This window comes from Achromobacter sp. D10, from assembly GCF_035282245.1.
GTDB lineage: Bacteria > Pseudomonadota > Gammaproteobacteria > Burkholderiales > Burkholderiaceae_B > Achromobacter > Achromobacter insolitus.
Window position 1 is genome coordinate 1,411,495 of sequence record NZ_JAYJLE010000001.1, and the last position, 14,433, is coordinate 1,425,927.

Annotated in this window: 11 protein-coding genes; 3 read left to right on the top strand and 8 right to left on the bottom strand. The window is 65.3% G+C overall.

The genetic code is table 11. The annotated features are described in order from the left end of the window. Positions 1 to 36: 36 nt before the first annotated feature. Positions 37 to 1,545, top strand: a complete 1,509-nt coding sequence (locus VCS63_RS06705; protein WP_238912971.1) for a PLP-dependent aminotransferase family protein — start codon at positions 37 to 39, stop codon at positions 1,543 to 1,545. Here VCS63_RS06705 and VCS63_RS06710 read toward each other — a convergent pair. From VCS63_RS06710 to VCS63_RS06740, 7 genes are all read right to left on the bottom strand, one after another. Next, a complete protein-coding gene (locus VCS63_RS06710) occupies positions 1,539 to 2,837 on the bottom strand; it encodes a serine hydroxymethyltransferase (RefSeq protein ID WP_149063654.1) in 1,299 nt (432 codons plus the stop codon). The genes VCS63_RS06705 and VCS63_RS06710 overlap by 7 nt on opposite strands. A 42-nt stretch (positions 2,838 to 2,879) precedes the next feature. After that, positions 2,880 to 4,088: a benzoate/H(+) symporter BenE family transporter gene (locus tag VCS63_RS06715; protein ID WP_238912970.1), complete on the bottom strand. Its 1,209-nt coding sequence runs from the start codon at positions 4,086 to 4,088 to the stop codon at positions 2,880 to 2,882. 158 nt (positions 4,089 to 4,246) lie between these two features. Next, positions 4,247 to 5,107 carry a patatin-like phospholipase family protein gene (locus VCS63_RS06720; protein ID WP_323879004.1) on the bottom strand — a complete coding sequence of 287 codons (861 nt, stop codon included), beginning with the start codon at positions 5,105 to 5,107 and terminating at the stop codon, positions 4,247 to 4,249. Further along, on the bottom strand, positions 5,108 to 7,114 hold the full coding sequence (locus VCS63_RS06725) for an NAD(P)/FAD-dependent oxidoreductase (RefSeq protein ID WP_323879005.1): 2,007 nt from the start codon (positions 7,112 to 7,114) through the stop codon (positions 5,108 to 5,110). Between the two features lie 45 nt (positions 7,115 to 7,159). Further along, on the bottom strand, positions 7,160 to 8,125 hold the full coding sequence (locus VCS63_RS06730; RefSeq protein ID WP_323879006.1) for a tripartite tricarboxylate transporter substrate binding protein: 966 nt from the start codon (positions 8,123 to 8,125) through the stop codon (positions 7,160 to 7,162). A gap of 33 nt (positions 8,126 to 8,158) precedes the next feature. Further along, entirely contained in the window at positions 8,159 to 9,253 is a 1,095-nt protein-coding gene (locus VCS63_RS06735; RefSeq protein WP_323879049.1) for a 2-dehydropantoate 2-reductase, read from the bottom strand. Then, positions 9,198 to 9,956, bottom strand: a complete 759-nt coding sequence (locus VCS63_RS06740; protein WP_042795273.1) for a class II aldolase/adducin family protein — start codon at positions 9,954 to 9,956, stop codon at positions 9,198 to 9,200. The genes VCS63_RS06735 and VCS63_RS06740 overlap by 56 nt, the downstream gene beginning before the upstream one ends. Before the next feature lie 296 nt (positions 9,957 to 10,252). Here VCS63_RS06740 and VCS63_RS06745 point away from each other — a divergent pair, with 296 nt between their 5' ends. Beyond that, on the top strand, positions 10,253 to 11,791 hold the full coding sequence (locus VCS63_RS06745; protein WP_323879007.1) for a class I adenylate-forming enzyme family protein: 1,539 nt from the start codon (positions 10,253 to 10,255) through the stop codon (positions 11,789 to 11,791). A 16-nt stretch (positions 11,792 to 11,807) separates the two neighbouring features. Here the strand turns inward: VCS63_RS06745 and VCS63_RS06750 are convergent, their stop codons facing one another. Beyond that, positions 11,808 to 12,716 carry a LysR family transcriptional regulator gene (locus tag VCS63_RS06750; RefSeq protein WP_063961927.1) on the bottom strand — a complete coding sequence of 303 codons (909 nt, stop codon included), beginning with the start codon at positions 12,714 to 12,716 and terminating at the stop codon, positions 11,808 to 11,810. Positions 12,717 to 12,850: 134 nt separating this feature from the next. Here VCS63_RS06750 and VCS63_RS06755 point away from each other — a divergent pair, with 134 nt between their 5' ends. Further along, entirely contained in the window at positions 12,851 to 14,389 is a 1,539-nt protein-coding gene (locus tag VCS63_RS06755; protein ID WP_323879010.1) for an argininosuccinate lyase, read from the top strand. Positions 14,390 to 14,433: the final 44 nt, after the last annotated feature.

The following is a 14,433-nucleotide window of genomic DNA, read 5'->3' on the forward strand; positions in this document are numbered from 1 at the left end:
CCGGACAGGCCAGTTTTTTTTCTATGAGCAGACCGCATGGCTAAGACATTCGAGCTGGATACGCTGAAAATGCGGATGAACGATGCGGAGCTCCAGCGCCTGGACCTGCATCAGCGCATCCAGCGCGCGTTGCGCGCCCTGATCCTGGATGGAGCGTTGGGGCCGGGCATCAGGCTGCCTGCCACTCGTGGTCTGGCGAAGTCTCTGGGCGTGGCTCGCGATACCGTCGAAAACGCCTATGTGCAGCTGCATCGCGACGGCTACATCGTGCGTCGCGAAGGCTCGGGCAGCTATGTGTCCGAGAAGGTGGGAACCGAGCTGCGCGGCGCCGCGCGCAAGCGAGCCAAGCTGGAACACGGGCTGGGCGCGGCCGAGCCGGGGGCAGGCCTGAGCCGGCGCGGCAAGATGATCCTGGACAGCGGCGGTGTTGCGGATCAGCAGGTCATCAAGGCGTTCGCCACCGGGCTGCCGGAAACGCGCACGTTTCCCACCGACGTCTGGGAGCGCCTGCAGCGCCAGGTCTTGAAGGACTACCGCGCCCACGTGCTGCTGCATGGCGATCCCCAGGGCGCGGAGCCGCTACGCCGCGCCATCTCGGCCTACCTGAATCTGGAGCGGGGGGCCAAGGTCCTGCCCGAGCAGGTCCTGGTGCTTAGCAGCACGCGGCAAGCCTTGTTCCTGTGCGCACAATTGCTGGCGGACGCGGGCAAGCCCATGCTGATGGAGAATCCCGGCTACTTCGGCGCCCGCAAGGCGTTCGAATCCGCGGAGACAAGGATCGTGCCGATCGACGTCGACGCGCAGGGCATACGCACGGACCTCCTGCGCGCGGATCGTAGCGGCGCCAATTGCGTCTACGTGACCCCGTCGCACCAATATCCCACCGGAGCGACGTTATCGCTGGAACGCAGGCTGGAGCTGATCAGTTGGGCCGCCGGCCATGGAAAGTGGATCATCGAGGACGACTACGACAGCGAATTCCATTACGACGGCTTGCCCACGGCTTGCGTGCAAGGCCTGGACATGCACCAGCGCACCATTTACCTGGGAACGTTCAGCAAGACGCTGTATCCCGGCCTCAGGATGGGATACATGGCGTTGCCTCCGGTCCTGGTCGATGCTTTTTCCCGGGCGCGCAGCATCATGGACGGACACACCCCGCAGATCCTGCAGCTGACGCTGGCTCGATTCATGGAAGATGGCCATTACCATTCGCATGTGCGGGCGATGCGCAAGCTATACGGCGGACGCCGCCAGGTACTGTTGGAAGCACTGGGCAAGCAGCTCGGGGGTGTGGTGCAGCCGGTCCGGCCTCCGGGCGGTCTGCAGATTCCTTGCTTGCTGGAGCGCGGATGGTCAGAGGAACAGACCATCCGCCAGGCGGAAGGGGCCGGCCTGCGCCTGCCCGGGCTGAGCCGGCTGTATGCCGGCGATTACAAACAGCCGGGCTGGTTGCTGGGCTACGCCTCGTTGACGGCCTACGAGATCGAGGCCGCTGTGCTACGCCTGTCTAATGCCCTGAAAAGGCCAGGTTCGACTCAGTAGGGCAGAGGGAAGCGCCGGGCCAGCCCAGCTACGCCTTCGCGGATGGCGCCTGCCGTGCGGGCGTCGACGGCTCCCGCGCGCACACCGCCCAGCAAGGCCAGGATCATGTCGCCGATTTCCTGGAACTCGGCGGGACCCATGCCGCGCGAGGTGCACGCTGCGCTGCCCACGCGGATGCCGGAGGTGATAGCAGGCTTGGCCTCGTCGTTGGGCACGGCGTTCTTGTTCAGGGTGATGCCTACCTGTTCCAGAGCCTGTTCCGCCGTGTTGCCGGCAAGCCCCCAGGGCCTGAGGTCGACCACGCCCAGATGGCAGTCGGTGCCGCCGGACACGATGGAAAGCCCGCCTTGCGCCAGCCTTGCGCACAGCACCCGCGCGTTTTCGACCACGGCGTGGGCGTACGTCCGGAAAGCGGGCTGCAACGCTTCGCCCAGGGCCACGGCCTTGGCGGCAATGATATGCATCAGCGGACCGCCTTGCAGGCCGGGGAATACCGCCGAATCTATCTTTCGGGCCAATTCGCCGTCGTTGGTCAGGATCATGCCGCCGCGCGGGCCGCGCAGCGTCTTGTGCGTGGTGGTGGTTGTGACATGCGCGTGCGGCACTGGCGAGGGATATGCCCCGGCCGCGGCCAACCCGGCGAAGTGCGCCATGTCCGCCATGAATATTGCGCCCACGTCATCGGCTATGGCGCGAAAGCGCGCGAAATCCAGCGTGCGCGAGTAGGCCGAACCGCCGGCGATGATGAGCTTGGGCCGTTCCCGCCTGGCCAGGAGCTCGACTTCGTCCATGTCCACCCGATGAGTGGCGGGATCGACGCTGTAGCTCAGCGCCTGCAGCCAGCGTCCCGACATATTGACCTTGGAACCATGGGTCAGGTGTCCACCTGCTTTCAGGTCCAGGCCGAGGATTTTGTCTCCGGGAGCCAGCAGCGCCAGATACACCGCCTGGTTGGCCTGGCTTCCAGAGTGCGGCTGCACATTGGCGTAGCGGGCGCCGAACAGCCGGGTGGCGCGCTCAATGGCGATTTCCTCGGCGATATCGGCGTTGACGCAACCGCCGTAGTAACGGCGGCCGGGATAACCCTCCGCGTACTTGTTCGTCAATACCGAGCCCTGGACCTCCATTACCGCACGGCTGACGAAGTTCTCGGAGGCGATCAGTTCGATCGAATGCATCTGGCGGCGCCGTTCGGCGTCGATGGCGCCCCATATGCCGGGATCGGCTTGCGACAGGGGCTGGGCGCCGACGCAAGGCAGCGCGAGGGTGTCGGGGAGGGCGGTGTCGGTCACGATGATTCCAGTATTGATAGAAGGTAGCGGTAAGAAGCAGGATCAGGACTTGGCGGGGTTGCCGGCCAATGTCCGCTGTCCGCCGTGGATCAGCAGGTGCGCGGTCAGGCCGGCCACCAGGCCCCAGAATGCCCCGCCCACCCCCAGCAGGGTGACGTTCGCGGCGGTGGCCAGGAAGGTGATGAGCGCCGTTTCCCGGGTGCGCGCGTCGGCCATCGCGTTGGCCAGGCTGCCGCCGATCGCGCCCAGCAGGGCGAGCCCGGCCAGCGTGGTGATGAAGCCCTTGGGCAACACCATGAACAGGGTCGCCAATGTGACGCCGAACGTGCCCACCAGGATGTAGAAAACGCCGCAGGCCAGGCCGGCGATGTAGCGCTTGGAGGGGTCCTCATGCGCATCCTTGCCGGTGCATATGGCGGCCGTGATCGCGGCCACGTTGAACGCGTGAGCGCCAAAGGGCGCCATGACGAGCGAGCCCAGCCCGGTCACGGTCAGAATGGGGTTCGCGCTGGTCCGATAGCCGTCGTTGCGCAGCACCAGCATCCCGGGCATGTACTGGCCGGTCAGGGTGATGACGAAAAGCGGCAGGGCAACGCCCAGCAGGGCCTGCAACGAGAAGCTGGGCATTTCGAATATGGGCGCAGCCAGGCTCAGATGTACCGCCGAGAAGTCGATCCGGCCTTGCGCGATGAGCATTGCGAGGCCGATGACGAGGATGCCGACCACCGCGTAGCGGGAGGTAAAGCGCTTGAGCAGCGCGTACGAGATAACCAGCACGATCACCAGTAGAGGATCTGCGCTGGCGCCGCCGAAAGCATTGACGCCGAATTGCAGCAGGATGCCGGCGAGCAGGCCGGCGGCGATGCCGCCGGGGATCATGCGCACCAGCTTCTCGAAGGCGCCGGACAGCCCCAGCACGATAAAGCCCAGCGCCGAAAGAATGTATGCCCCAATGACTTCGCCATAAGGCGTGAAAGGCATGACGGTGGCAAGGAAGGCGACGCCGGGCGTGGACCACGCGGTAATGATCGGCGCCTTATAGCGCCAGCTCAGCAGCGCGCCGGTGACGCCCACGCCTACGGAAACCGCCCATACCCATGATGTGGTCTGCGCCGGCGACAGCCGAGCCAGTTCCGCCGCCTGGAATACCAGCACAAAGGTCCCGCCATAGTTCACCAGGACCGAGATCAGGGCGGCGACGGCAGGAGAAAAGAAATCGGCGGGTCTGAGGCCTGCCGGCGATGCGTTCATGAAGCACTCCGCGTTCGTGGTGGCGTCCGGCCGGGCGGCCGGGCTTGAACGTGGAGTCTATGGCTCTAGCGGTATGTTGTTACCTGCCACATCGAGAGTGACGGGCAGACCGCATTGGAATCGGTCCGAGGTCGACCAATCGGACGCGCGGGCGCGATTCAGCGCCACACTTCCCGGACCGCTTGCGCGATGGCGGACGCCTGGCGCAAGCCGGCCCGCGCGGACTCGGCCCGGCGCGCCGGGTCCAGCACGTTGTCACCGATGGCTTGCACGCTTGCGGCGTCCGGAAGCACGGCGTGGACCCGGCCCCCTGCTTCGCCGAGCGCCTGCAGCTCGCGGCGCAGATGGCCGCTTATCGGATTGCCGTCGCGGTAGCCCAGCGGGGCCAGCACCACCACTTGGCCGTAGCCGGCAGCCAGATCGGCGTTGGTCATGGATCGGATGCCGCCGTCGATGTACGCGCTTTGGCCGATGGGCACCGCCGGCCAGGCGCCCGGCACCGCACAGCTTGCCGCGATGGCGTCAATGAAATCAACCTCGTCGGCCGCGCTGAAGCTTCGGCCTTCGCCTGTGTGGGCGTCGACTGCGACCACATGCAAGGAGCGGCCGGGCCAATCGCTTCCGCCCAGGCGGGCGGCGACGATGGCGCGGCGTTCGGCTAGCGTGGGCGTGACGCTGCGCAACGCGTACGCGCCGATGCGCTGTCGCGCCTGTTTCAGGTCTGCACCCACCTTGTCATACAGCTGGCGGTTCTTGTCATCGGCAGCCTGTTGCGAATACGGGCGATATTGCTCGGCGCCGGCTCCGTCCTGCTGCGCTGCGAATAGCTGCATGAGCGGCACGCCCAGCGCCAGCTGGGCTCCGGCGACTGAGCCCGCGGAGCAGCCGATGAGCCCGTCCGCGGTGGCGAGGTCGATGCCCTGGCTGACCAGGCCCGCCAGGACGCCGATCTCCCACGCCAGGCCGGTGACGCCGCCGCAGCCCAGGACCAGGCAGCGCCCCTTGTTGGCTGGCTGCATTCAGGCGGCCTCGACGCGGACCGGGGCCGGCGAGTCGGCGCCGCCGCTTGCGCGGGCGGTGGATGCCGGGCGGTAGTGGTAGTCGTCCATGTCCGTCTTGCGCAACATATGCCAGTAGTCGTCATTGCGAAATGGCGTCGGCGCCACCACTTTGCCGTGCGCGTTGCGATACCAGTTGCTCATGCCTTTGTGGGTCCAGATCATGCGGTCGTGGGCCGCCTGCACGCGGGCGTTGTAGGCGTCGTGCCGGTCTTGGCGCACTTCGATCTCGAAGCGTCCGCCAGCGCGGGCCATGCCTTGCTGCAGCAGGCCCATGACGTAGCGCACCTGGGTTTCCAGCAATGCGACGACGCTGCCGCCGTGGCCCAACGCGGTGTTGGGGCCAGCCAGGATGAACAGGTTGGGAAAGCCGGGCGCCGCCACGCCCATGAAGGCTTCGGCGCCTTTTTCGTCCCAGGCCTCGCGGATGGACCGCCCGCCGCGGCCATACAGTTTGAAGGAGGAAAGCAGATTGATCGCGTCGAAGCCGGTCGCGACCACCAGGACGTCCAGTTCGTGGCTATCGCCTTTATCGCCGACCACGGCGTTCTCGGTGATGCGGGCGATGCCGCCCGTGACCAGTTTGACGTGGTCGCGCGCCATGGTGCGGAACCAGCCGTTGTCCATCAGCATGCGTTTGCCGAAGGGGGGGTAATCGGGCAACACATCCGGCAGCAGATCCTGGCGCTGGCCGAGTTCCGCCTTGATGTAGCTAGTGAAGTGTTCGCGATGCCTGTCATTGATCTCATTGATGGCACGCTCGGGATGTGGCCATTGCGGGTCGATTTGCAGGGTCGCATGGACGCGGTCGTTGAATATCCAGGCCAGGCGCTGGCGATACCATTCCTGGTAGTACGGCACCTCGCGCAGCAGGAAGCGTACGTCCTGCGGCACGGGCTTCTGGAATTTCTCGAAGGGCGCGGCCCATTGCTTGGAGCGTTGGAACACGGTCAGGGACCGGACCTGGTCGGCGATGGCGGGGGCGACTTGCATGGCGCTGGCGCCGTTGCCGATGATGCCCACGTTCTTGCCGCCCAGATCCAGGCCTTCCGGCCAGTGCGCGGTATGGAAGCAAGGCCCCTTGAAGGTCTCCAGACCGGGTATGGGCGGCAACTTGGGAACGTTCAGCAGGCCCACCGCGCTGATGACGATGTCTGCCACGTAGTCCTGGACCTGGCCATCCTGCCGCACGGTGCGCACGTTCCAGCGCAGCGAGGCTTCATCGTAGCGGGCCGATTCCACGCGCGTATTGAAGCGGATGTTGGACCGCACGCCGTACTGATCGGCGACGCCTTCGAAATAGCCCTGGATCTCGCCCTGCAGGGCGAAGTAGCGCGACCAGTCGTGTTTGGCGAAGGAGTAAGAGTAAATATGGTTGGGCGTGTCCACGCCGGCCCCCGGGTAGCGGTTTTCGTACCAGGTTCCGCCCACCTCCGCGTTCTTCTCGATCACGACATAGGGAATGCCGGCGCCTTGCAGGCGTATCGCCGCGCACAGGCCGGCAACCCCCGCGCCGATAACCAGGACCCGATAGCCCTGGGGCACCTGGAACGCCTCGCGCTGTTCCAGAGCGAAGTCCGGATCCAGCCCCAGCCAGGCGGCGATCATGGGGCCGTAGGAGTCGGGCACGTCCTCGCCGATACTGGTTTGCAGCATGGCGACCAGTTGTTCGTGCGCAGGCGCGGCCAGCATGGGCGCCCGGCCCTGGCGGGCAAGCAGGATGGCCGAGAACGCCGCCTCGCGCACTTCTTCCTGCACGGCCTCGGGAAGGCCGCCGGGGTCGTTGTCTTCCAGGCCGCGGATGCGCGAGCACTGGTAGCGCTCGGACAGCCATTGCGTGTCGCCCGTCAGGTGCACCAGCACCATGAGCAGGGTGGGAATGTTGGCGCTGGACAGCGCGCGCCGTAGCGTGGCTGCCCACGCGTCATGGCCGGGCGGGTTGTCGGAAGCCTGGGTATCGCGATGCATGTAACGGTCCTTCTAGGAATGGCTTGGGGGTATCGGTTGCCGGGCCTACTCGGCGGTCGCGCCGGATTTCTTGATCAGTTCCGCCCATTTGGCGCTGTCGCTGACGATGAAGGCGCCAAAGTCCGCGGGCTTGGTGAACAAGGGATCCAGACCCATCTTCTTGAACTGTTCCTGTACGTCGGACGCCGCCTTCATTTTTTGCAGGGACACCTGAAGGCGCTCGACGACCGCGGGCGGCGTGCCGGCCGGGGCAACAATGCCCAGCCAGGGCATGGCGTCGTAGCCGGGCAGGCCCGACTCCTCCACGGTGGGAAGCTCGGGCAGCACCGATGAACGCGTTTTGGTGGTAACGGCCAGCGGGCGCACCTTGCCGCTGTCGAGGAAGGGCTGGGCCGCCGCGATGTCCACGAACAGCAGGTCGACTTCGCCGCCGGCCAGGGACGTCAACGCGGGAACGCTGCCCTTGTAGGGAATGTGGGTCATCTTCAGGCCGGTCAGCGCGGCGAACAGTTCGCCTTCCAGATGATTGGAGGTGCCGTTTCCGGAGGATGCGAAGGTCGCGGATTTGCCGTCCTTTTTAAGCGTGGCAATCAATTCCTTGACGCTGGAGGCTTGCACCTGCTTGCCGGTTACCAGTACGTGCGGCACGCTGGCGATGAGCGACACTGGCTGGAAGTCCTTGACCGGGTCATAGTTCGCGGTCGTCTTGTACAGGCTGGGAGCGATACCCAGGGACGAGGCCGCCATCAGCAGGGTGTAACCGTCGGCTGGCGCCTTGGCCACATAGGCCGAGGCGATCATGGTGCCGGCGCCCGGCTTATTGACCACCACCACCGGCGGGCCCAGGTCGCTTTGCAGCTTGGCAGCGATCTGGCGGGTCATCACGTCCGTCACGCCGCCCGGCGTGAAGGGCACCACGATGTTGATGGGCTTGCTGGGATAGTCCTGCGCGTGGGCGGTGGCGCCCGCGCAGATCAGGGATGCGGCCAGGCAGTGTGAAAGCCATTTCATGGGTTGTCTCCTGTGGATTTCTAGGTGTGGCAGTCAGATGGAACCTGCGCTGAGGTTCCGGTGCCGGATCAGTCCCCAGACCGTATTGGCAAAGGGCATGTCCAGGTTCAGCTTTGCTGCGATTTCGATCATGGCGCCGACCAGGGCGTCCGCCTCCAGCGGCTTGCCTTGCAGCGCGTCCTGCAACATCGATGTCTTGGCGGCGCCGGCGCTGGCTGCGGCCTGCATGCGTTCTTCCACGGTGACCGGCAGGGCGAGGCCTAGCGCCTTGCCCAGCGTCAGGTACTCGTCCAGCATGGCGCGCGCCAGTTTGCCTAGATGGGGGTCGCGGACCATGCCTTCCATCGTGGCGTTGGCCAGCACGCTCAAGGGGTTGAAGGTGGCATTGCCCATTGCCTTGATCCATACCGCCTGGTGGATCCGGGCGGTGACCTCGCATTGCAGACCCGACGCTCGCAGGCGTTCAGCGAGGCGGGTGGCTCGGGCGGACACGCCACCGTCGAGCTCGCCGATGATGAGGTTGTTACGGGCGTTTTGCGCCGCGATGCCTGGCGCGGCGGCGTTCGCGGCGATGTACACCACGGCTCCCAGCACGCGCTCCAGCGGCAACGCGCGCCGCAGGATGCCGCGGCCATCGACGGATTGCAGCGGCGTGTCGCCCAGAGGGCTATTCAGCGTGGGCAGATACCACCAAGGGATGCCATTCACGGCCGGAACCACGACACCGCGCGGCGCCAGCATGGGCGCGAGATGCGCGCCGATTTCATCAAGCGCCTGCTGCTTGACCGCAACGAACAGATAGTCCGCATCGCGCACCTGCCGCGGGTCGTCGGTGGCTAGCACCGGATAGTGGCGCGTGACGCCATCCGCGATCAAGCCCACGCCGTGCTGGCGCAGCGACGCCAATGTCTGTCCGCGGGCGATCAGTGTCACTTCGCATCCGGCCTGGGCCAGGCGCGCGGCGAGCAGACAGCCGATCGCGCCCGCACCATATACCGCGACGCGGTTCTGATGAGCATCTTCCATTTCTACTCTGCGAAAAAGGGCCGCCCGGATGGCGGCGCGGTTGCCGCTATTCCTGGTATTCAGGCCGGATGCGTTGCAGCAGCCGGAGCAGGGGAGGCCAATGTTTGTGACGGGATGGCCGGTCGAGGCGGTCGAATTGGCGGCCGACCTTCTCGGCGACGTCCGCGGACGGGGTCGTCAGCGGCAAGCCGCCGGCCAGCGCCGCGACCTGCGCCTGGCAGGCACGTTCGAGGTAAAACATGGCGTCGAAGGCGTCCGGCACGCTGGCGCCGCAGACCAGCAGGCCGTGGTTTCGCAGGATCATCGCGTCGTGCGGACCCAGGTCGGCGACCAGACGCTGCTGCTCGTCCATGTCGAGGGCGACGCCTTCATAGTCGTGATAGCCGATGCGGTTGTGAAAGCGCATGGCATGCTGCGAGATCATGAGCAGGCCAGTCTGTTGCGCGGACACGGCGATGCCGGCGGCGGTATGCGTATGCATGACGCAGGCCGCGTCGTGGCGGGCCCGATGGATGGCGCTGTGGATAACGAAGCCGGCAGGATTGATGCCCAGGCCGGTCTGGTCCAGCAGGATGGCGCCGTCGATGTTCACCTTGACCAGGTTGGACGCGGTGATCTCGTTGAACATCAGCCCGTAGGCATTGATCAGGAAGTGCGGCTCGGCGCCGGGAACGCGGGCCGAGATATGCGTATAGATGTGGTCGGTCATGCGCATTTCGACGGCCAGGTTGTAGGCCGCGGCGAGATCGACTCGCACTGCCCATTCCTCGGCCGAAACCTGTTCCTTGATCGATGCCTCTTGCACGGCTGCTCCTCCGGTATTGCATTCTTTTTTGTCTGACCGGCGCCGCGGCTGCGTGGCGCCTTTGAACCGGAGTATAGGTTTTCCCGCTGTCGCCGACTAAGCAAACGTTTTGATCGAAACGCATAAATTGCATCAATCATTCGCCCTTGCCGGCATGCATGAAAAACCTTGATGGATATGCATAAAAACGTTTAGCTAGTGCCGCGAATGGCCGCTTCCTATACTGATTTTCTTACCCATGGGCGCGCCTGCACCAGGAGCGGCGCGCCGTTGAAAATCAACATACCGGAGGCTGGATGGACGCTGCAGGAAACCGCACGATCACGGATTTGCTCGATGAACAGGCGCTTTGTCATGGGCATAAGGTGGCGATCGTGCATGAGTACCAGAACGGCGACATCAGCCAACTGAGCTACATCCAGTTGCGCGAGGCGGCCCGCGGCTTTGCGGCAGCCCTGCAGGCCCGCGGCGTCATGCCGGGCGACCGCGTATTTGTGTTCATGGGGAACACGGCGGAGTATGTGCCGCTGTGGATGGGGCTGATGCTGGCTGGCGCGGTCATCGTGGCCGGAAATATCTACCTGACCGCACCGGAAGTGGCCTATCAGCTGGAGCATTGCCAGCCGGCGCTGGCGCTGGTGGAGCCCGCGCATGAGGCGCTGATCCGCGAAGTCTGTGCTGACCTGGTACAAGCGCCGGACATCGTGCCGGTGGCGCGCGGGAGTCTGGGGCCGGAGGGGTTGCGCGGCGTCTGGGCGGAGACTTGCACGGATTACCATGCGCCGCCGCAATGCAGCGACGACCTGGCGCAGATCCTGTATACCTCCGGCACTTCAGCGCGCCCCAAGGGAGTGATGCTGACCCAGGCCAACTTGCTCTGGTGCGGACAGGCGGGCGCGGCCAACAGCGGCTTGAGCCGCGCCGACCGCGTGTTCAACAACAAGCCGCTATTTCATGCGAACTGCCAGGAAACCGTGTTGTCCTGCCTGACGGCAGGCGCCACCGCGGTGATTGGCGAGCGATATAGCGCGACACGCTATCTGCGCCAGCTCATCGAGCATCGCATTACTATTTGCAGCCTGTCGGGCATGCTGTGCCGCACGCTGCTGAACCAGCCGCCCACCCCGTTCGACACGGCGCACCAGGTGCGCTACGCCGGGTATGCCATCAATATTTCCGAGGCCGAGATTGCCGCTTTCATCGCGCGTTTCCGCATACCGTTGCGCAACGGTTATGGGCAGTCCGAGACCATGCTCTACATCACCCTGCAACCGCATGCCTCGCCTTCCAGCTACCCGTCCATAGGCCGCGCTACGCCCGATCGCGAAGTGTTCGTGGTCGATGACTACAACCGGCCCGTGGCGGTCGGCGCCGTGGGCGAGATTGTCGTGCGCGGCCGGCCCGGGCGCACGCTCACCCTGGGTTACTACCGTGACCCCGATGCGACGCAGGCCGTATTTGAAGGCGGCTGGCTGCACACGGGGGACCTGGGCTATCAGGATGCCAAGGGCAATTTCTTTTTCTTCGGCCGCAAGAAGGAAGTGATCAAGCGGGCGGGCGAGAACATCTCCGCCGCGGAAGTGGAAGAGGCATTGATGGGGCATCCTGCTGTGCGCGATGTGGCAGTGGTGGGTATCCCCGATCCCGTGCGTGACCAGTCGGTCAAGGCGTTCATTGTGCTGCACGACCAGCAGCAGGCCGACGCTGCCGCCATCAAGGCGTTTTGCGCCGAGCGGCTGGCCTACTTCAAGGTGCCGGAGCATGTGCAGTTCATGGAGGAACTGCCGCGAAACGCCAGCGGCAAGGTGCAGAAGCGAGCGCTGCTGGACGCTTGAACGCCGCCGTGTGACGTCAGGCCTTGCCGGTGGCGGCCTTGCCCAGCCGGGTCAGGGCCTCGGCGACCTGATGGACGATGGCCTGGCCCTGGTTGCGATGGATGGCAATGGTGAATTCCAGCGTCAGCGGTTGCAGCGCGGGGTCCACCAGTACCAGGGAGCCGGCCTGCACCTGCCGAGCCACCATCATTTCCGGCAGCTGCGCGATGCCGCCGCCGGCCTCGACCACCTCGATCAGGCTGTTCAGGCGATTGCAGCTGCAGATATTGTCCAGGTTGGCGCCCATGTCGCGCAGTTCGTCCTGCGCCGGGCCGAAGAAGCCGGACGGCCGGGACACGCACCACAGGGGTTCGGTCTGTAACAGCGACTGCATCGTGCGTGGCCGGCCGTCGGCGTCGGTCAGGAGCCGGGACGAGACCATCCAGGACATGCGGGTTGTGCCCAGCGATTCGCAGATGAACTGATCGTCGCGCAGATGGTTGGCCATGATGGCGATGTCCAGCGCGCCGGACGTCAGGTGCTCCTGCAGTTTGACCGCCAGGTCCAGCTCGATCTCGTAAGAGATGCGCGGCAGGGCGCGGCGCAGTTCTGGCACTACGCGCGAAAACCAGGTCATGGAAATTTCGCCCATGCCGATGCGTACCGTGCCAGCGGCGTTGTTCACTGCCTCCGCATCGGTGAAGGCGTCTTCCACCGCCAGCAGCAAGGGTTCGACGCGTTCGACGAAGCGCCGCGCGGGCACCGTCAATTCCAGCCTGCGGCCGCGCTTTTCGAACAAGGGGAAGCCAAGCGCTTGCTCCAGTTCCTTCATGCGGGCCGATACGGCGGGCTGCGAGGTATGCAGCCGTTCGGCCGCCGCGCGGAAACTGCCCAGCTTGGCGATCTGGCACAGGGTTTCGGCGTTGGTCAGATTCGGACGGGGCATGGCTGGACGTGGTGGCTTTGGGCCGTATGTTAAAGGAAACCGTCAGGGAATCGCCTGCGGCTCCGTGAAATCCGCCATTTCGCGCCGCCCGGCCGGCCGATACACTGGCCGCTCGCCATTCAAACGAGAACGCCATGAGACAACTACTCCCCGCCCTGGGCGCCGCGCTAGTCTTCACGTTGGGCGCGCAGGCGGCGTCGGCCCAGCCCGCCCAGCCTGCGGCCTCCCCGCCGCGCGACCCGTTCTTCTGGCTGGGAGAAATCAACAAAGCGACCGCCGTCATCAACACGGACGAAGGATTGCTGGACAAGTCCATGGCGCCGCGCCTGGCAGCCGGCGTGGCAAAGGTGATCAGCGACGGCAACCAGCCCGGCGCCAAGCGCCCGTCCAGCGTCATTACCTTCGAGCCGCTGCTGATCAAGGCGGCAGGCGAAGACGTGACTCTGCTGCACGCGGGGCGCTCCAGCCAGGACATGCATGCGACCTACCGCAGCGCTATCCTGCGCGACAAGCTGCTGGACCTGGCCGATCAGTTGAACGCCACATCCCGGACGCTGGTGGAACTTGCAGGCAAGCACGCGGCGACCGTTGTGCCGAACTACACCAATGGGGTGGCGGCGCAACCCAACAGCTACGGGCATTATCTGCTGGGGCAGGCCGCGGGCCTGGCACGCGATGCCCAGCGCATCCGCGAAGCCTATGTGCGCATCGACCGTTCGCCGATGGGCACGACGGTACTGAATGGCACCAGCTGGCCGCTGGATCGCAAGCGCATGGCGCAATACCTGGGCTTTGCCGCGCTGGTGGACAACGCTTATGACGCGTCGCAGATCTCGTCGATGGACCAGCCGGTCGAAGTCGCGTCCATTGTCACCAGCATCGCGCTGCGCACGGGCAACTTTGTCGAGGACGTAATGACCCAGTACGCGCAGCCGCGTCCCTGGATCCTGCTGGAGGAAGGCGGCGGCAACACCTATGTTTCCAGCGCCATGCCGCAGAAGCGAAACCCAGGCTTGCTCAACGACACGCGCAGTGACGCTTCGACCGCGGTGACGCTGGCCATGGGTCCGGTGGTGCAGACGCACAACATCACGCCGGGCATGAGCGATCCCAAGGACGTGAAACAGAACTCCGCCATGGTCGATGCCGGGATTTCGGCGCTGAAACGTTGGGACCGGGTGCTCAAGGCCATGGTAATCAGCCCCGACCGCGCGCTGGAAGAGCTGAACAGCGATTGGACGGCTTCACAGGAATTGGCCGATGTGCTGATGCGCAAGTACAAGCTGCCGTTCCGCGACGGCCATCACTTTGCGTCAGAGGTCGTGAGCTACGCCAAGACCAACAACATCAAGCCGCTGGACTTCCCCTATGAACAGGCTCGGCGCATCTACGCGGACGCCATGAAGGACTCGAAGTACGGCAACGAGTTGCCGATGAGCGAGGCGGAGTTCCGTTCGACGCTGGACCCGGTGGCCATCGTCAAGAACCGCGCGACATCGGGCGGCCCGCAACCGGCGGAAATGGAGCGCATGCTGAAGGAGGCGCGCGCCCAGTTGGCTGACCAGGACTCTTGGATCAAAGCGCGGCGCGCCCATATCAACGATGCGCTGGCGGAGCTGGACAAGAAATTCGGCGCGCTGGTGGCCAGCGCGCCGAAGGAGAAGGGCCAGTAAGGCGGCGCTGCCCGGTCTTGCCGGGCAGGCCACCCTCCCCTGGG

What these genes read in the sequence shown, in the direction of transcription:
- VCS63_RS06705 (WP_238912971.1), top strand. Translation starts at nt 37, where the DNA reads ATGGCTAAGACATTCGAGCTGGATACGCTGAAAATGCGGATGAACGAT.
- VCS63_RS06715 (WP_238912970.1), bottom strand. Translation starts at nt 4,088, where the DNA reads ATGAACGCATCGCCGGCAGGCCTCAGACCCGCCGATTTCTTTTCTCCT.
- VCS63_RS06720 (WP_323879004.1), bottom strand. Translation starts at nt 5,107, where the DNA reads ATGCAGCCAGCCAACAAGGGGCGCTGCCTGGTCCTGGGCTGCGGCGGC.
- VCS63_RS06725 (WP_323879005.1), bottom strand. Translation starts at nt 7,114, where the DNA reads ATGCATCGCGATACCCAGGCTTCCGACAACCCGCCCGGCCATGACGCG.
- VCS63_RS06730 (WP_323879006.1), bottom strand. Translation starts at nt 8,125, where the DNA reads ATGAAATGGCTTTCACACTGCCTGGCCGCATCCCTGATCTGCGCGGGC.
- VCS63_RS06745 (WP_323879007.1), top strand. Translation starts at nt 10,253, where the DNA reads ATGGACGCTGCAGGAAACCGCACGATCACGGATTTGCTCGATGAACAG.
- VCS63_RS06750 (WP_063961927.1), bottom strand. Translation starts at nt 12,716, where the DNA reads ATGCCCCGTCCGAATCTGACCAACGCCGAAACCCTGTGCCAGATCGCC.
- VCS63_RS06755 (WP_323879010.1), top strand. Translation starts at nt 12,851, where the DNA reads ATGAGACAACTACTCCCCGCCCTGGGCGCCGCGCTAGTCTTCACGTTG.